The organism is Lacinutrix sp. Bg11-31 (assembly GCF_002831665.1).
Lineage (GTDB): Bacteria > Bacteroidota > Bacteroidia > Flavobacteriales > Flavobacteriaceae > Lacinutrix.
In genome coordinates, this window is the sequence record NZ_CP025118.1 from 603,540 (window position 1) to 620,636 (window position 17,097).

The following is a 17,097-nucleotide window of genomic DNA, read 5'->3' on the forward strand; positions in this document are numbered from 1 at the left end:
CATTTCCATCTAAATTTGCTTTAAAATAGTTTATAAAAATGAATAATTCTCTAATAGCAAAATACAACGTCGCAGGACCAAGATATACTAGTTATCCAACAGTTCCATATTGGGATAATGATTTGTTTTCCTTAAAATTATGGAAAGCATCGCTTAAAAAAAGCTTTGACGAGAGTAATGCTACAGATGGTGTAAGCTTATACATTCATCTTCCATTTTGCGAGAGTATGTGTACGTTTTGTGGTTGCCATAAACGCATAACAAAAAACCATGAAGTTGAAGTGCCATATATCGAGTCTTTAATTCAAGAATTTAAACTTTACAAAGAGTTTCTTGGGAATACGCCAAATATTAAAGAGTTACATATTGGAGGAGGAACACCAACTTTTTTTAAACCAGAAAATATTAAAACACTACTAAACTCCATAAACGCTATTGGGAAGTTTAGTACGGATTGCGAGTTAAGTTTCGAAGGTCACCCAAATAACACAACAGAAGAACATTTAAAAATGTTTGCCGACTATAATTTTAAGCGTGTAAGTTATGGTGTTCAAGATTATAATTTAAAAGTACAAAAAGCAATAAATAGAATTCAGCCTTTCGAGAACGTAAAGCATGTAACAGATGCCTCAAGAGCACAAGGTTTTACATCTATTGGACATGATATTATTTTTGGTTTACCGTTTCAAACAGTAGAAGATGTTGAGAATACTATTAATAAAACAATTACTTTAAAACCAGAGCGTATTGCATTTTACAGTTATGCACATGTGCCTTGGATTAAAGGAAACGGACAACGTGGTTATAACGATCAAGATTTGCCTACTGCAACTCAAAAACGTTTACAATACGAAAAAGGTAAAGAAATGTTGCTTGAAGCTGGTTATTTTGAAATAGGTATGGATCACTTTTCTTTACCAACAGATTCTCTTTACAAAGCGCACGAAAACCAAAAACTACATCGTAATTTTATGGGCTATACTGTAACTAATACTAAAGTAATGATTGGTTTAGGCGCATCTGCAATTAGCGATAGTTGGTATGGTTTTGCACAAAACGATAAAGGCATCGAAAGTTACAAAGCGCTTGTTAGCCAAGGTATAATTCCTGTTTTTAGAGGACATATTTTAAATGATGAAGATTTAATAATACGCAAACACATACTTAACTTAATGTGTAAGTTCGAAACCTCTTGGGAAACCGAAGCATTAAAGTTTAATGAGCTTCCAGGTGTACTTATTAAATTAAAAGAACTAGAAAACGATGGTTTAATAGAAATAGATTCTAAAAAAATACGTGTTACAGAAAAAGGACGTCCGTTTGTTAGAAACGTTTGCTTACCATTCGATAGACGTTTGCAACGTAACAAACCAGAAACACAAGTATTTTCTATGACTATTTAAATAGTTGTAGAAGAGTGAAACAAAAAAAGGAAAGCCTATAAAGCTTTCCTTTTTTTTTGTTTCAAATGTTTTAGCGATAAATATACTGTAGCTATTTAGGTAAATTTTAAAATTTGCTATAACTCAGTAGAAGTTTCATCGTTAGAAGTATCGCTTTTCTTTTTACCGCTTCTCGCCATATTATAGACAATAAGAGATAATACAAGGCAGACAAAAAGAAAAAAGCCAATAAAAACAGCTCCCATTGTCCAATTAACTACAAGTATTATTAAACTTTCCATTAGTGTTATATTTTTAAATTATTAATTTTTTAATGACAATTATATTGAGAATCTACCTGCTCTACAGTAACCATGTTAGAAGGCGATAAATAAGGAATCCCTAAGCCCAAACCGCGAATAATAAATAGCAAACCAACAACTACCACAAAGGCCGGAATTAGTTTTAAAACACGTTGTTTTACTGTTTTAGTAAGAAAATTACCAAGGTAAATAGCAGTCGTCATAAGTGGTACAGTTCCTAAACCAAATAAGGCCATGTACAAACTGCCTTCCCAATAACTTCCAGTTGCTAAAGCACCAAAAATAGCCATGTAAACAAGTCCGCAAGGCAATAAACCATTAAGATAACCAATAGTAAAAAAAGTACTGGGTTTCTTTTTCTTTAAATTAGCTCCCATTTTACTTTTCACTTTACCAACAAGTCTGTAAATAGGTTTAGAGAAGTTATAGCTGTTAAATAATTTGGTAGGTATTAATATAGTAACAATCATTAAAACACCAATACCAATAGAGAGTTGTTGCTGTAAACCAAATAGATTTAAGCTTTTACCAACAGCACCAAAAATAAGACCTAAAACGCTATACGTTAAAATACGCCCAGCATGATAGCTTAATAATTGTAGAATGCGTTTGGTTTTGTTTTCACGATCTAAAGGCAATAAAAAGGCAATAGGGCCACACATGCCAACACAGTGGAAACTTCCTAATAAACCAAATATAATTGCCGAAATTAACATTAATACGTTATCTGTTCTTTATATAAATATGGTGTGCCTTCGTACATAAAATCTATAGTAATGTTCCAACGACCGTCTAACATCTTATTGTCAGGTATGAGCAAATGTGAAGAAGTTAGATTTAACTCAAGGTTAAAATCTAAAGTTTCGTTAGACGGTCTATATAGGAACACTTTTCCTTTAATTTTTGATAGTTCAAGCTCCTTTGGAAACACCAATAGCCAACCATTATCTGTTCTTTTACTTACAAATTTTTCTTTTAAATTATTTGTGTTTGTTTCGGCATCAATCTCATTTTGATAGAGCATTTCCTTAGCATAATAATCTTCGGTAACTAAATCATGACTAAAAGATTCTGTAGTAGTCATTAGGTATACAAAATATAATATAAAGCACATAAATGCAGCCATAACAACAACTATACTTTTTCCCCAATTCCATTTCATAACTCTTTTGTTTTATAATGTTTTGGCGTGACCACAAGGGTCAGGCTGTACGTTTCAATTCCTCGCTCGTGCCTCGCTGTGGGATTTCCACTGCCATCCTTCACGCGGGCATTTTTACTGTTTTAAGAGGCTCAACTTTGTTTTTGCTTACTTATAACTTCTTGGTCCTAAAAAAGCAGTTGTTGTGGTTTCAATTAATTGCTCTCCACTATAAATACCAATTTCTACTCTAACTTTATCTTCTTTTAATGCGCTTGCATTTACTTCAACAAATAGAGTGCCTTCTGCAAGCCCTTGGCCATCTACTTTAAAACCTTCGTGAGACACTAATTTAACAGTTCCTTTATGCGATAATAGTTTAAAAGATATATTCTCAATATCATCAACCGTTTTATTTATCAATTTAAACGTGTAAACATTACTAATAATATTATCAGCTTTGTGTTCGTATAATTGTCCAGGCAGCCTAAGAATAGTTGCTTCAACATCATTACGTAAAAATAACATTCCAATAAGTACAGCTATTAAAATTCCTAAAACAGCAGTATAACCTTTTAAACGTGGTGTGAACTTGAACTTTTCTTCTTTCTCAATTTCATCTTCACTTGTATATCTAATAAGCCCTTTTTGTAAGTTTACGCTCTCCATCATGTGGTCGCAAGCATCAATACAAGCAGTACAATTAACACATTCTAATTGCGTTCCATTTCTTATATCAATTCCAGTTGGGCAAACATGTACACATTGAAAACAATCTATGCAATCTCCTTTTCCTGTAGTTGGTCTGTCTTCATTTTTCTTAAATTTAGCACGACCTGCTTCTTTTTCTCCACGCTTATGGTCGTAGGCAACAATAATAGATTTATTATCTAAAAGCACACCTTGTAATCGTCCGTAAGGACAAGCGATAATGCATACTTGCTCTCTAAACCAAGCGAATATAAAGTAGAAAACGCTGGTAAAAATAAGTAGAGAAATTAAAGTACTTACATGTTTAGAAGGCCCTTCTGTCATATAACGCATAAGTTGATCGCTACCAATAAGGTAAGCTAAAAATACATTTGCAATTAAAAAAGAAATTATAAAAAAGATAATCCATTTAAGTACTCTCTTTTTTATTTTCTCGGCATTCCAAGGCATTTTATCTAAACGAATTTGCTTTCCTCTATCGCCATCTATCCAATATTCTATGCGTCTAAAAACCATTTCAAGGAAAATAGTTTGCGGACAAATCCACCCACAAAAAATACGTCCAAATGCAACAGTAAATAGAATAACGAACACCACACCAATAATCATCATTATTACAAACAAATGAAAATCTTGTGGCCAAAAGGGAAATCCGAAAATATTAAAACGACGCTCTAATACATTGAACATCAAAAACTGATTCCCATTAATTTTTATAAAAGGAGCAGAGACCAAGAAAATAAGTAATGCATAGCTAACGTATTTGCGATACTCGTACCATTTTCCGTCTGGCTTCTTTGGAAACACCCAAGCACGCTTACCTTCTTTGTTAAGCGTACCTATTGTGTCTCTAAAATTATCTTGACCTTGTTCTGCCATTACTTGTTTTGTTTGTTTGCTTCCGCGAAAGCGAACATTTATTTAATTTCAATAGTATTTACCGAAGTAGAATCTGTAGTTATAGTTTCTATAGTTTCTGCAGGAGCATTTGGATCGTTCCAAATATCGCCTTCAGGAGCTTTAGGCTCTGCAGGTGTTGTACCTTGAAAAGACAATACATAACTTGCTACTTGCGCCATTTCTGCTGGTTTTAAGTCCGATTTCCAAGAAATCATTCCTTTTCCAGCACGTCCACCTTCAGAAATAGTTTTAAATACATCTTTAATGCCACCACCTAAAATCCAGTGTTTATCTGTAAGGTTTGGTCCAATTCCACCACCTCCATCTGCTTTATGACAAGCGATACAATTTGTACCAAAAATATTTTGTCCAGCTTTTAAGTCTGACGCTTCTGTAAGTAATACTACAGAATTAACATCTACTAAATCTTTAGCTGTTTTTTTCCATTCTGCAATATCAATTTTAGCTTGGGCTACATTCATTTCATATTCTTGATCTTGGTTGTAATCGCCTACAACTTCAAAACGAACCCAATACACAACAGCAAAAATAATAGTGAAGTAGAATAAGTATTTCCACCAAGGTGGTAAATCGTTATCTAATTCTTTAATACCATCGTAATCATGGTCTAAGATAATTTCGTGTTCTTGTTCAATAGCTTTAGAACCTAAAGATTTTGTGTAGACTTCTTGTATCCATTTAAATTGGTTCTCTTTTCTTAATGCTTCTTTAGCTAAATAACTTGCTTGTTGCTCTTGGTTTAATGTTTTAAACAAAACATATCTTAAGGCTTCTACACAAATTTCAAAAGCCATAGCAAAAAACATTGCTGTACCTATAATTGCCCAAAATATGGGTTGGCTAAACATTGCCCATTCGTCTCCTGTGTAAACCCATTCCATTAATATTATAGCTAGTATAAAAAAGAATAAGAGTCTTAATAATGATGCTGTACTTCTCATAATTACTCGTTATTGGTATTAATAGTATTGTCTTCTAAAGGTATATTGCTAACCTTTGTTATATGTGCTTTTTTTGCAGTAAAAACCCAAAAAAATAAACCTGCAAAAAAGAAGAAGAATATTAAAAGAGATATAATTGGATATATTTCTACGCCTTCTATTTGTTCTAAATTTCCTTTTATAAATTTTAACATGGCTTCTAGTTTTGGTTACCCACAGAATCGTCTGCGTTTTTAATTTTTATATCTGTCCCTAAGCGCTGTAAGTAAGCTATTACTGCAACTACTTCACGATTACGCATTTCTATAAAGTCTTCACCATTTTCTTTCGCGTATTTTTTATCTGCTTCATACGTTTTAGCAAAGTCTGGATCGTTGTAAAGGTTTTTTTCAATTTGAGTACCTTGATCGTCCATCCATTCTTGAGCTGTTCCAATCTCTTCTTCTGTATATGGAACACCAAGAGTTACCATAGCTTCCATTTTTGTTTCGGTTAAACTTTTATCGAGTTCATTTTTTATAAACCATTTGTAAGATGGCATAATAGAACCTTCAGAGACACTTTGCGGATCGTAAAAATGACTTAAATGCCAGTTATCACTATATTTACCACCTATTCGATGTAAATCTGGACCTGTACGTTTACTTCCCCAAAGAAATGGGTGATCGTAAACATATTCTCCAGCTTTAGAGTATTCTCCATAACGTTCTACTTCGTGTCTAAATGGTCGTACCATTTGAGAGTGACAACCAACACAACCTTCTCTTATGTAGATATCTCTACCTTCTAATTCTAAAGGAGTATATGGTTTAACACTAGATATTATTGGTATGTAGTCATCTACCATTAGAGATGGTACAATTTGTACTGCTCCACCAATTAATATTGCAATTGTAGCGAAGATTGTAAGTTTTATTGGTCTTCTTTCTAACCAAGTGTGGTATCCTTCTTTGTTAGTACGTTTTTTAGTTACTTTTTGTAGTGGTGCAGATTCTGCTAGTTCATCTGTTACTTTACTACCAGAACGCGCTGTCATAATAACATTAAACACACCAATTAAAGCACCAGTAATAAATAAGGTTCCTCCAATAGCACGCATCCAATACATTGGCATAATTTGAGTTACGGTTTCTAAGAAGTTACCATAAGTTAATGTACCATCTGGATTAAATTGTTGCCACATAGACCATTGTACAAATCCTGCAACGTATAATGGTAGTGCATATAATATAATACCTAAAGTACCTATCCAAAAGTGAGCGTTTGCTAATGCTATAGACCAAAGTTTTGTTTTAAATAATCTTGGTACCATCCAATAAATCATACCAAAGGTTAAGAAACCATTCCAAGCTAATGCACCAACGTGAACGTGAGCAATAATCCAATCTGTAAAATGCGCAACGGCATTAACGTTTTTTAATGAAAGCATAGGGCCTTCAAAAGTTGCCATACCATAACCTGTAATGGCTACAACCATAAATTTAAGAACTGGATCTGTACGTACTTTATCCCAAGCACCACGTAAGGTTAGTAAACCATTAATCATTCCTCCCCAAGAAGGAGCTAATAACATAATAGAAAATGCAACACCTAAATTCTGTGCCCAATCTGGAAGTGCAGAATATAATAAGTGGTGTGGTCCTGCCCAAATGTAAATAAAGATTAAAGACCAAAAGTGAACGATAGATAATCTATAAGAGTAAACTGGTCTGTTTGCTGCTTTAGGAACAAAATAATACATTAACCCTAAAAATGGAGTAGTAAGGAAAAATGCTACTGCATTGTGCCCATACCACCATTGTACTAAAGCATCTTGAACACCTGCGTAAGCCGAATAACTTTTAAAAGCACTTACTGGTAATTCCATACTGTTTACAATATGAAGGACTGCAACAGTTACAAATGTTGCTAAATAGAACCAGATAGCAACATATAAATGACGCTGTCTTCTTTTTATCATTGTACCAATTAAGTTAGCACCAAATACAACCCAAATTACTGCAATAGCAATATCGAAAGGCCACTCTAATTCTGCATATTCTTTAGAGGTCGAGTAACCTAGTGGTAATGTTATAGCTGCACCAACAATAATGGCTTGCCATCCCCAAAAGTTAAGATTACTTAACCAATCTTTCCACATACGTGCTTTTAATAAACGTTGTGAAGAGTAGTAAACACCTGCAAAAATGGCGTTACCAACAAAGGCGAAAATTACTGCATTGGTGTGTAATGGACGTAAACGACCAAAACTTAACCAAGAGATCCCATCTGTAAGGTTAGGAAATAGAAACATAAAGGCTAATAGTAAGCCAATGCTCATTCCTACAATACCCCAAAGCAGTGTAGCGATGATAAATTTGCTGACGATTTTATTATCGTAATAAAACTTTTGTAATTCCATAGTTACTTTAGTTGTTCTTTAAATATGATTGGTTTTTTGTTGTTTTTAATATTTGGTTTCTCGCTTTTATCTTTTACTATTTCATCGTCAAAAAGCATGCGAACAGATGGTGTATAGGTGTCGTCGAACTGTCCACTCTTAACAGAAAAAATGAAAGCTGCAAAAAAGACGAGGGCAACGATAACGCTTATTGCTAAAAGCATATAAATAATACTCATACCTACCTGAATTATTTTTGTAAAATTACTGTTGTTGGTTCTTTAAAATGATGACATTTGTCAGCTTTTATTAAAAAATGTTAATTTTTTTAACACGCTATACTAATATGTAAAGTCCTAAAATTGAGATTGATTGTTTAATCTCTGCTATGTTTTTTGCTTGCTGTTGTATGAAATTGGATTTTAACAAGCTCTCAATTGCTTCAGATTTAGAACGTAATTCATAATATTCTCTAGTTATATAATTGCGCATTAAAGAACAGTCGTTGCATTCTTGACTTAATGTGACAGCTTCTAATTGTGCTATTTTATACGAAAGATGTAATGTTTCTTTTATCATGATACATTGGTTTTATTATTCAATTTTTTGCCAATTAAATATGTTGCTAGTGTTGTAAACGCGACAATACTTATTGAACTTAAAGGCATTAAAATTGCTGCAACGACTGGTTTTAAATTTCCAGTAATAGCAAAGCCTAGTCCTATTAAATTATAGACTAATGAAAATATAAAGGCATACTTTATTATGGTAACACTTTTCCGCGAAAGCGATAAAAAAGAAGTAATATCTTTAAATTTTGAAGCGTCTAAAATACCATCGCAAGCAGGAGAGAAGATGTTTACGTTTTCGGATATGGAAATACCAACATTACTTTGTGCTAAAGCTCCAGCATCGTTAAGGCCATCACCAATCATTAATACATTTCTACCTTTTTGTTGCTGCTGTTTTATATAATTTAGTTTGTCTTCTGGTTTTTGATTGAATAGAAGTGTTGTGTTTTTTGGTAATATGTTTTTAAGATGTTCCTTTTCGCCTTCATTATCACCAGATAAAATAACAATATTTGCTGTTTTGTTGAGTGTATTAAAAACGTCTTTAACACCAGCTCTGTATTCGTTAAAAAACACATAACAACCTTTATATTCATTGTCTTTACTAATATGAATTGCTGTGCGCTGTTGGGTTTGAGTGTTTTTGATTGCATTGTCTTTTTCGACATAACCAAATGATCCTACCTTAATTTGATGCTTATTAATTATTCCTGTAATACCTTGTCCAATATCTTCTTTAAATTCATCTAAAGTTTGAATATTATTTTTATCTAAAATAGCATATAAAGATCTGCTTAATGGGTGGTTTGAGGCTCTAAGTGTACTTGTTAATAAGGATTTTTCTTCTTTTGTTAACATAATACCTTCGTAACTAATAGTGTTTTTTGTACTTGTAGTAAGTGTTCCTGTTTTATCAAAAACGACAGTGTTTATATGCGCTAATTGTTCTATAACCGAACTGTTTTTTATATAGAGTTTATTACGTCCAAAAATGCGTAATAAATTCCCTAAAGTAAAAGGAGCTGCCAAGGCGATTGCACAAGGACAGGCAACAATTAATACAGAAGTGAAAACATTTAGTGCAATAGAAGTGTCAATAAATAACCAAACTATAGTTGCTAGAATTGCTATTAATAAAAGGCTTATGGTAAAGCGTTTACTAATACTATCTGTTAAAGATTGAAAAGTGCTTTGGTTGTTTTTACTAAATATTTCGTTAGACCAAAGTTGAGTAAGGTAGCTTTGTTCTACAGGTTTTAATACTTCTACCTCAATAGATCCAGCTTGTTGTCGTCCGCCTGCGAATAATTGTTCTCCAGATATTTTTGTAATTGGTTCTGCTTCACCTGTTACAAAACTATAATCTATTAATGCATTTCCTTTTATTAGGATGGCATCTACAGGTAAAAGTTCTGCGTTTCTAATTAATAATCGGTCTCCTTTTTTAAGCTCGTAAACTTGTGCTTGTTCTTCAGGTTTAGAAGCGTTATTTTTTAATAAACGTGTAACTGCAATTGGGAAATAGGATTTATAATCGCGCTCAAAAGACAAGAATGCGTATGTTTTTTGTTGAAAGAATTTCCCGAGAAGTAAGAAAAAAACCAAACCAGTCATGCTATCGAAAAAACCAGAGCCTAAATCGAATACAATTTCGATTGTAGAACGAATAAATAATACCGAAATACCAATTGCAATTGGCACATCTATATTTAGAATATTAGAGCGTAAGCCTTTGTATGCTGAAACAAAGTAGTCACGACCAGAATAGATAACTACAGGTAATGCAAAAGCGAATATTAGCCAACGGAAAATAGGTTTAAACTTATCTAACCAAAATTCATTAACCTCAAAATATTCTGGAAATGAAAGAAACATAATGTTACCAAAAGCAAAACCAGCAACACCTAATTTATAGATGAGACTTCTGTCTATTTTTGGTTTCTTCTTGGTTGCATCATCTAAAGAAATATAAGGTTCGTAGCCTAATTTTGATAATAAGATAACGAGGTTTTGAAGTGTTAATTCTTCCGAAGAAAAAGTAATTCTAACGGTTTTTTTAGGGAAATCTACTTGAGATGTTTTTACTGCAGAATTAAGCTTGTTAAGGTTTTCCAAAACCCAAATACAAGAACTACAGTGAATGGTTGGAATTAACAATGAAACGACTTGTGTACCTTGTTCGTTAAATTCTAGAAGTTTTGTTACAATGGATTCGTTTTCAAGAAAATCAAATTTGCCTTCTTTAAAGAATGGAGTTGTTCCTGGCGTTTGTTCTAAATCATAATAATACGAAAGATCGTTATCGTTTAAAATATCGAACACAGTTTTGCAACCGTTACAACAGAAGAATTTATCGTGGTGCGCGATTACAGTTGTTCTGCATTCATCACCACAATGGAAACAATTTTCCATAATTATTTTATTTGCTCATCCCAATTACTCAAAATAGTAATAGTGATTATTATACCTGAAGCAAAGGTCGTAGAATAGGGTTGTTTAAAATATGACTTTTATCATGTTTTAAAAGGTTTTAAGTTGTTTTTCCTTACGTAAGCCGTTAGATTTTAGTATCTTTATCTTATTAAAATAGAGATGGAATGCATGATCGTTGTGAGAATTGTATAATACGAGAATTAAATTCACTTAAAGCCTTGAAAAAGGATGAGTTGAAACGAATTTCGGACAGTAAAGTATCTAAAACCATTAAAAAAGGTGAGGTTATTTTTGCTGAAGGAGAGAAGTTAAACGGTGTTTTTTGTGTGCGTAATGGTGTTTCAAAATTGTCGAAAATGAGTGACAATGGAAAGGACCAAATAGTAAAAATTGCATCACGAGGTGAGATTTTAGGACAGCGTTCTGTAATTACAGACGAAAAGACTAATTTAAGTGCAGTTGCGCTTAACGATATGGAAGTGTGTTATATCCCAAAGCAACACCTTCAAGATAGTTTAAGCAGTAATGTAGAATTTACTAAGGCTGTTTTATTAAATATGGCTAACGATTTAAAATTTGCTGATAACGTTATTGTAAATATGGCACAGAAAACGGTGAAACAACGTGTTGCCGAAACTATAAAATACTTAGAAGATAATTTTGGAATAGACTGTGATGGTTATATTGCTGTAACACTTACACGAGAAGATATTGCTAATATTGTAGGTACAGCTAAAGAGGCTTGTATACGAACATTATCTTCTTTTAAAAAAGAAAAACTAATTTCTACAGACGGAAAGCGCATAAAAATTGAAGATAAAAAAGCCCTCTATCGTTTAATAGAAGGCTTATAAAATTATAAATAATATTTTTTATATTTTTACTGTAAGTACTGGAAGTTTTGAGTGGTTTACAACATCTTCACTTATACTACCAGAGAAAAAATGTGCTAATCCTTTTCTACCATGTGTAGGGATACCAATAATATCTGCCTTTACTCTTTTTGCATAATTAAAGATTCCTTTTTCTACAGAATAGTCTGAATATATTGCGATATCTTCTGGTAGAATAGTACTATCCTCATTAAGGTGCACTAAAAAATTAGTGATGCGTTGCTCTATTTCGTTTGTACTTAAATAAGATTCTGTTGGGAGATTTACATATAGTAATTTTACTTCTATATCTAATGCTTTAAATAATGCAGTTACTTTATTAAAGACTTTTAAGCTTTCTAATTTATAATCTGAAGCAAATACAGCTTTAGATGCTGTAAAGTTATGAGCATCTTTAATTACTAAAACTGGCACAGAAGCAGTTCTAACAACTTTTTCGGTATTAGAGCCAACAAAAACTTCACTTAAACCACTGCTTCCATGAGAACCCATTACAATAAGATATGCATCGTGTTCTTTTGCTACATCGTCAATTTCGCTAAATACCTTATAATTTTTAACGGTTTGATGTATAGTAATACCTTCTAAATAGTCTTTATCTAAAAACTCAGCAAAACGTTTTTGAGCAAGTTTTAATAAAAAGAGACCTTCCATAGAGTCTTCTTCCTTAGTAATTACAGCATCACTAAGACCTAGCATGTGTACAGCAACAATTTCTGCATTTTGTTTTTTTGCTATTTGAGAGGCTGCTTTTAAAGCATTCTCTGAGTATTCAGAGAAATCTACGGGAACTAGTATTTTTTTCATTGTTATAAAGTTGAGTATTAATATTATTCAAAGGTAAGATTAGAATTATTTTCTTATAGTGACAAAAGTCATCCTTTAAGAGCTTTTTTAATTTTACGTTTACAATCTTAAAAATGATAAATGAAAGCGATTGTTATATCCAAAAACGCAAAAGAATACACATTTATAAAAGATTGTATTGCCAATACTAAGGGTGTTTCGAATCTAGAAGTAGATATTATAAACAATAAATTTATTTTCGATTTTTCTACGCATAATATAATAGAAGGTTTACGTGAAAAGTTGATAGCTTTTGGTTTTGTTGTGGAATTTATTTATTAAAATAATGAAATTCTTCATTTCTATTATATAAGTATTAAATGCTTTATTATCAATCTATTTCATTTTGTGATTTATATCATTTATAGAAATTACATTCAGCATTATATTTGGTTTAAATAAAAATTATACTATTGATAGCGACTCGTTCCATAAAAGAAAAAACAAAGGTTTTTATTAATGAAATAGGCGATATTACTTATTTCGCTATTCGTTTTTTTAAAGAATTATTGACTAAGCCTTTTGAATGGAAAGAGCTTGTTAGGCAGTGCTATAATATTGGAAATCGTTCATTATTATTAGTTAGCGTAACAGGATTTATTTTAGGTTTAGTATTTACATTACAGTCCAGACCTACATTAATGGAGTTTGGAGCAGAGTCTTGGATGCCTTCTATGGTAAGTATTTCTATTATTAGAGAAATAGGACCAGTAATTATTGCACTTATTTGTGCGGGTCGTATTGGTTCAAGTATAGGAGCAGAACTAGGTTCTATGCGTGTTACAGAACAAATTGATGCTATGGAAGTATCTGGCACAAACCCATTTAAATATCTAGTAGTTACCAGGATTTTAGCAACTACATTAATGTTACCGTTACTAATTATAATAGGAGATGCTATTGCTTTATTTGGCTCTGCAATTATTGAAAATTTAAAAGGGGAAGTATCTTATCTGTTATATTTTAATAAAGTATTTGATGCACTTCAATTTAGCGATATTATTCCTGCAACAATAAAATCATTCTTTTTTGGATTTGCTATTGGTTTAATAGGTTGCTACAAAGGTTATAATTGCTCTAAAGGGACTGTTGGTGTTGGAGAAGCATCTAACACAGCTGTAGTATACTCATCAATGCTGTTATTTATAATCGATTTTATTGCTGTATTTATTACAGATATATTCTTTGAAATTTAATGAAGAAAAAACAACACATACAACCAGTTTTGGAAATTAAAAACTTAAATAAAAGTTTTGGTAATAATCATGTGCTTAAAGGTTTTAATTTAAAATTATACGAAGGTGAGAATTTGGTAATTATGGGAAAATCTGGTTCAGGAAAATCCGTAATGATAAAATGTTTAGTGGGCTTAATGGCCGCAGATAGTGGGAGTATTAAAATTCATGATTATGAAATAGCATCATTAGGAAGAAAAGAATTAGATGTTTTAAGAACCGAAATAGGCTTTCTATTTCAAGGTAGTGCGTTGTACGATTCTATGACTGTACGTGAGAATCTTGAGTTTCCTTTACGAAGGCACGTTGATGAATTTAAAAAAGATAAAGATACAGATGTATTAGTAAAAGAAGCACTTGAAAATGTAGGATTAGCTAATGCTATAGATTTAATGCCATCAGAATTATCTGGTGGTATGCAACGTCGAGTGGCTTTGGCTAGAGCACTTATTTTAAAGCCTAAAATTATTTTGTATGATGAACCAACTACTGGGTTAGATCCAATAACTGCTAAAGAAATAATTCAATTAATGCGAACTATACAAAAACAATATAAAACGTCATCACTCATTATAACTCATGATGTTGATTGTGCTCGTGTTATTTCTAATAGGATGATTTTATTGGTTGATGGCACAAATTATGTTGAGGGTACTTTTGATGAATTATCAAAATCTAAAGATCCTCAAGTGCAAGCATTTTTTAAAAATTAAAGATTATGAAACAAACAATATCTCAAAAAATAAAAGTTGGTACATTTGTAATTCTTGGCACAATTATTTTAGTAGCAGCGTTATATTTTATTGGAAATAAGCAACATATATTTAGTAAAAACATTAAAGTTTACAGTGTTTTTCAGAATGTAAATGGTTTACAATTGGGAAATAATGTACGCTATTCTGGGATCAATATAGGTACTGTTAGCCAAATAGAAATGATAAACAATGCACAAATTGTGGTGCAAATGTTAGTAGAAGAGAAAACAGGAGCATTTATTAAAAAAGATGCTATTGCAACTATTGGTTCAGATGGATTAGTTGGTAGCATGGTTGTTAATATTATTCCAGGAAAAAAAAACTTAGCTGTTATTATCTCTGGGGATTCAATTGCATCTTATAGTAAAATTGGAGCAGACGATATGCTATCTACCTTAAATGTAACGAACGAAAATGCCGCACTTTTAACGTCTGATTTATTAAAAATTACCACTAAAATTTTAGATGGCGAGGGAGTTTTAGGAGCATTAATTACAGATTCATTACTTACAAAAGATATAAAAGAAACACTCTATAATTTAAAACAAACAACTAAAGGCACAGATCAAGCAGCTGTAAAATTAAATAAACTATTATCTAAAATTAATTTTGAAGATAGTGCAGCTGGTGTTTTACTAAACGATACTATAGCAGGTAATCAAGTTAAAAAGGTGTTTAATAATTTAGAAGAATCTAGTAAATCTATTTTAGAAATCACTAAAACTTTAGATGAAATGGTTTTAGAAATAAAACAAAAAGAAAGCACTTTTAATTATCTAACTAAGGACGAAGAGCTTCCAAAAATTATAGACTCAACAATGTTAAATATTAAAGAAGCTTCAGAAAAATTAAATGAAAACATGGAAGCTTTAAAACATAATTTTTTCTTTAAAGGTTACTTTAAAAAACAAGAGCGATTAGAAAAAAAAGAGGCTAAAAAAAATCAAAATAATGAAAATTGAACACTTGCAAGAACGGGTTTTAGACTATAAAACATCTATTGAAACTGTTGTAGAAAAGAAAATACAATGGAGTAAGGTTACAAAACCATTATTATTAAAAACGCTCAAAACAATAGTTAAAAAATATGCTATTGGCTGGAAAGTACAAGAGCTAAATTGGATACATAATAACGAAGCTGTAAATATTACTTTCGATTCTTTTCCAGAAGCATTAATAGATTGTACCAATCGTATTCCAGCTTATCAATTTATTTCTGGTGCTGCATTAGTTTATTCTCAAACCTATAGTGGAGACGTATTTATATTTGTGCTCTTTCCAGATATTAATGAAATTAATTATGAAGATAATATTGTTGAGTTTGTAACTCTTAATCCCTTAGAGATTTCAGAAAAATTAATAGTTGAAAACGTTGATCAATTTTTAAAAGAAATGATAAAATGGGAGTTACCTAGTAAAAAGACAAAATTAGGTTATAGCTAATATTTAATCTATTAATTCACGTTTATTTTTTTGAAGAACTTTTATAGCTTCTTCGTATCCAATATTAAAAATAGCATCTATATTTTTTATACTAAATAGCCCATATTCTTTAAGTTTATCTGGATAAACCACCAAATCGCATAGATTAAATTTTGACATAGATTGATTGTTAAAACTAATATTATAAGCACGATTTAAAACTTGATAAGAGTGCTTTAAATCTTTAGTTGCAACATCTTGTATGGGATTAACATAAACGCCAATAATTTTTGAACACTCTTTTTGTAGAGGTTCTACTGGAAAATTATTTAAAATACCACCATCTATGTATATACTATCCTTCATTAAAACGGGAGAGAAAATTCCGGGTACTGCAGATGAAGCTAAAATAGGCTTTATAAGTTCGCCAGAATTAAATGTTTCTAAATTTGCAGTTAATAAATTGGTTGTACTAATATATAATTTGCGTTTTAGTGTGTTAAAATCATCTTGAGTAAAAAAAGGTTTTAAATCTTTATAAAATTTAGAGGTATCAATAAATCCAGGTTTATTATTTGCATATTTTTTATAATTAAATATTGGTACATTTTTAAAAAATTGTAGAATCTCCTGCCATGAATGTCCAGCAGCATATAAACTACCTACAATAGCACCTGCACTTGTTCCAGAAACATGAGAAACAGTAATATTATATTCTTCTAATGCTTTTAATACACCTATATGTGCGACACCTCTAATTCCACCACCAGATAAAACTAATCCTACATTCATTTTTTTTATTTTATATAAAAGTAGTAGAGTTGTAACTTAAAAAAAATGACAAGTATCACATATTAATTAAATAAAAATTTCAAAAACTGATATTTGTCATATTTTAAAACATCAATCTATACTAATTTAGTCCTGTAAGTTAAATCAAAGAGTATTAAATATATTCTAAAAAAAAACAAGAAACACTAAATGTATTTCTTGTTTTTTAAATTTTTTCTGCATTGGTAATCTGCAGAAAATAATCTTTATTATTTATCAAACCTATTAGTTAATAGTTGATCTTAAAATTGTGTTTGATAATAATAAAGGCGCTATTAATCAATGAAGAAAAACAGGAGTAATTTTTATTG

The 17,097-nt window shown here is 31.3% G+C and carries 18 protein-coding genes; 7 read left to right on the forward strand and 11 right to left on the reverse strand.

Annotation, left to right across the window (positions count from 1 at the left end; translation table 11 throughout):
* The first annotated feature begins 38 nt into the window (after positions 1–38).
* On the forward strand, positions 39–1,403 hold the full coding sequence (gene hemN / locus CW733_RS02750) for an oxygen-independent coproporphyrinogen III oxidase (protein ID WP_100995460.1): 1,365 nt from the start codon (positions 39–41) through the stop codon (positions 1,401–1,403).
* Between the two features lie 310 nt (positions 1,404–1,713).
* On the opposite strand, the gene CW733_RS02755 is transcribed toward hemN, so the two are convergent.
* The 9 genes from CW733_RS02755 to CW733_RS02795 form a co-directional block, all read right to left on the reverse strand.
* On the reverse strand, positions 1,714–2,421 hold the full coding sequence (locus CW733_RS02755; protein WP_100995461.1) for a sulfite exporter TauE/SafE family protein: 708 nt from the start codon (positions 2,419–2,421) through the stop codon (positions 1,714–1,716).
* Complete coding sequence (locus tag CW733_RS02760) at positions 2,421–2,867, reverse strand: FixH family protein (RefSeq protein ID WP_100995463.1); 447 nt, start codon at positions 2,865–2,867, stop codon at positions 2,421–2,423. The genes CW733_RS02755 and CW733_RS02760 overlap by 1 nt, the downstream gene beginning before the upstream one ends.
* 147 nt (positions 2,868–3,014) lie before the next feature.
* A complete protein-coding gene (ccoG, locus tag CW733_RS02765) occupies positions 3,015–4,436 on the reverse strand; it encodes a cytochrome c oxidase accessory protein CcoG (RefSeq protein WP_100995466.1) in 1,422 nt (473 codons plus the stop codon).
* Between the two features lie 38 nt (positions 4,437–4,474).
* Entirely contained in the window at positions 4,475–5,419 is a 945-nt protein-coding gene (locus CW733_RS02770; RefSeq protein ID WP_100995467.1) for a cbb3-type cytochrome c oxidase N-terminal domain-containing protein, read from the reverse strand.
* 2 nt (positions 5,420–5,421) lie between these two features.
* Positions 5,422–5,613 (reverse strand): CcoQ/FixQ family Cbb3-type cytochrome c oxidase assembly chaperone, encoded by a 192-nt coding sequence (locus CW733_RS02775; RefSeq protein WP_100995469.1) that lies wholly within the window; start codon positions 5,611–5,613, stop codon positions 5,422–5,424.
* Between the two features lie 5 nt (positions 5,614–5,618).
* On the reverse strand, positions 5,619–7,820 hold the full coding sequence (gene ccoN, locus CW733_RS02780; RefSeq protein WP_100995470.1) for a cytochrome-c oxidase, cbb3-type subunit I: 2,202 nt from the start codon (positions 7,818–7,820) through the stop codon (positions 5,619–5,621).
* Positions 7,821–7,822: 2 nt separating this feature from the next.
* Positions 7,823–8,038, reverse strand: a complete 216-nt coding sequence (gene ccoS, locus CW733_RS02785) for a cbb3-type cytochrome oxidase assembly protein CcoS (protein ID WP_100995472.1) — start codon at positions 8,036–8,038, stop codon at positions 7,823–7,825.
* A 97-nt stretch (positions 8,039–8,135) separates the two neighbouring features.
* Complete coding sequence (locus CW733_RS02790) at positions 8,136–8,378, reverse strand: hypothetical protein (protein ID WP_100995474.1); 243 nt, start codon at positions 8,376–8,378, stop codon at positions 8,136–8,138.
* Entirely contained in the window at positions 8,375–10,783 is a 2,409-nt protein-coding gene (locus CW733_RS02795; RefSeq protein ID WP_100995476.1) for a heavy metal translocating P-type ATPase metal-binding domain-containing protein, read from the reverse strand. The genes CW733_RS02790 and CW733_RS02795 overlap by 4 nt, the downstream gene beginning before the upstream one ends.
* A 185-nt stretch (positions 10,784–10,968) precedes the next feature.
* On the opposite strand from CW733_RS02795, the gene CW733_RS02800 reads away from it, so the two are divergent.
* Positions 10,969–11,658 carry a Crp/Fnr family transcriptional regulator gene (locus CW733_RS02800; RefSeq protein ID WP_100995478.1) on the forward strand — a complete coding sequence of 230 codons (690 nt, stop codon included), beginning with the start codon at positions 10,969–10,971 and terminating at the stop codon, positions 11,656–11,658.
* A gap of 18 nt (positions 11,659–11,676) precedes the next feature.
* On the opposite strand, the gene CW733_RS02805 is transcribed toward CW733_RS02800, so the two are convergent.
* Positions 11,677–12,504, reverse strand: coding sequence for a universal stress protein (locus tag CW733_RS02805; RefSeq protein ID WP_100995480.1), 828 nt, complete (start codon positions 12,502–12,504; stop codon positions 11,677–11,679).
* A 120-nt stretch (positions 12,505–12,624) separates the two neighbouring features.
* On the opposite strand from CW733_RS02805, the gene CW733_RS02810 reads away from it, so the two are divergent.
* From CW733_RS02810 to CW733_RS02830, 5 genes are all read left to right on the forward strand, one after another.
* On the forward strand, positions 12,625–12,825 hold the full coding sequence (locus CW733_RS02810) for a hypothetical protein (RefSeq protein WP_100995482.1): 201 nt from the start codon (positions 12,625–12,627) through the stop codon (positions 12,823–12,825).
* Positions 12,826–12,956: 131 nt separating this feature from the next.
* Positions 12,957–13,739, forward strand: a complete 783-nt coding sequence (locus tag CW733_RS02815) for an MlaE family ABC transporter permease (RefSeq protein ID WP_369806625.1) — start codon at positions 12,957–12,959, stop codon at positions 13,737–13,739.
* The gene (locus tag CW733_RS02820) at positions 13,739–14,491 is read left to right on the forward strand and encodes an ABC transporter ATP-binding protein (RefSeq protein ID WP_100995486.1); all 753 of its coding nucleotides are present in this window, start codon (positions 13,739–13,741) and stop codon (positions 14,489–14,491) included. Before CW733_RS02815 ends, CW733_RS02820 begins: the two co-directional genes overlap by 1 nt.
* A gap of 5 nt (positions 14,492–14,496) precedes the next feature.
* A complete protein-coding gene (locus CW733_RS02825; protein ID WP_100995488.1) occupies positions 14,497–15,495 on the forward strand; it encodes an MlaD family protein in 999 nt (332 codons plus the stop codon).
* Positions 15,485–15,976, forward strand: coding sequence for a hypothetical protein (locus CW733_RS02830; RefSeq protein ID WP_100995490.1), 492 nt, complete (start codon positions 15,485–15,487; stop codon positions 15,974–15,976). Before CW733_RS02825 ends, CW733_RS02830 begins: the two co-directional genes overlap by 11 nt.
* 3 nt (positions 15,977–15,979) lie before the next feature.
* On the opposite strand, the gene CW733_RS02835 is transcribed toward CW733_RS02830, so the two are convergent.
* Positions 15,980–16,747: a patatin-like phospholipase family protein gene (locus tag CW733_RS02835; RefSeq protein ID WP_100995491.1), complete on the reverse strand. Its 768-nt coding sequence runs from the start codon at positions 16,745–16,747 to the stop codon at positions 15,980–15,982.
* Positions 16,748–17,097 lie beyond the last annotated feature (350 nt).

Excerpts from the sequence above, each read along its gene's own strand:
- hemN (WP_100995460.1), top strand. The coding sequence starts at position 39 with ATGAATAATTCTCTAATAGCAAAATACAACGTCGCAGGACCAAGATAT.
- CW733_RS02800 (WP_100995478.1), top strand. The coding sequence starts at position 10,969 with ATGCATGATCGTTGTGAGAATTGTATAATACGAGAATTAAATTCACTT.
- ccoS (WP_100995472.1), bottom strand. The coding sequence starts at position 8,038 with ATGAGTATTATTTATATGCTTTTAGCAATAAGCGTTATCGTTGCCCTC.
- ccoG (WP_100995466.1), bottom strand. The coding sequence starts at position 4,436 with ATGGCAGAACAAGGTCAAGATAATTTTAGAGACACAATAGGTACGCTT.
- CW733_RS02770 (WP_100995467.1), bottom strand. The coding sequence starts at position 5,419 with ATGAGAAGTACAGCATCATTATTAAGACTCTTATTCTTTTTTATACTA.
- CW733_RS02795 (WP_100995476.1), bottom strand. The coding sequence starts at position 10,783 with ATGGAAAATTGTTTCCATTGTGGTGATGAATGCAGAACAACTGTAATC.
- CW733_RS02835 (WP_100995491.1), bottom strand. The coding sequence starts at position 16,747 with ATGAATGTAGGATTAGTTTTATCTGGTGGTGGAATTAGAGGTGTCGCA.
- CW733_RS02805 (WP_100995480.1), bottom strand. The coding sequence starts at position 12,504 with ATGAAAAAAATACTAGTTCCCGTAGATTTCTCTGAATACTCAGAGAAT.
- ccoN (WP_100995470.1), bottom strand. The coding sequence starts at position 7,820 with ATGGAATTACAAAAGTTTTATTACGATAATAAAATCGTCAGCAAATTT.
- CW733_RS02755 (WP_100995461.1), bottom strand. The coding sequence starts at position 2,421 with ATGTTAATTTCGGCAATTATATTTGGTTTATTAGGAAGTTTCCACTGT.
- CW733_RS02775 (WP_100995469.1), bottom strand. The coding sequence starts at position 5,613 with ATGTTAAAATTTATAAAAGGAAATTTAGAACAAATAGAAGGCGTAGAA.
- CW733_RS02810 (WP_100995482.1), top strand. The coding sequence starts at position 12,625 with ATGAAAGCGATTGTTATATCCAAAAACGCAAAAGAATACACATTTATA.
- CW733_RS02825 (WP_100995488.1), top strand. The coding sequence starts at position 14,497 with ATGAAACAAACAATATCTCAAAAAATAAAAGTTGGTACATTTGTAATT.
- CW733_RS02820 (WP_100995486.1), top strand. The coding sequence starts at position 13,739 with ATGAAGAAAAAACAACACATACAACCAGTTTTGGAAATTAAAAACTTA.
- CW733_RS02760 (WP_100995463.1), bottom strand. The coding sequence starts at position 2,867 with ATGAAATGGAATTGGGGAAAAAGTATAGTTGTTGTTATGGCTGCATTT.
- CW733_RS02790 (WP_100995474.1), bottom strand. The coding sequence starts at position 8,378 with ATGATAAAAGAAACATTACATCTTTCGTATAAAATAGCACAATTAGAA.
- CW733_RS02830 (WP_100995490.1), top strand. The coding sequence starts at position 15,485 with ATGAAAATTGAACACTTGCAAGAACGGGTTTTAGACTATAAAACATCT.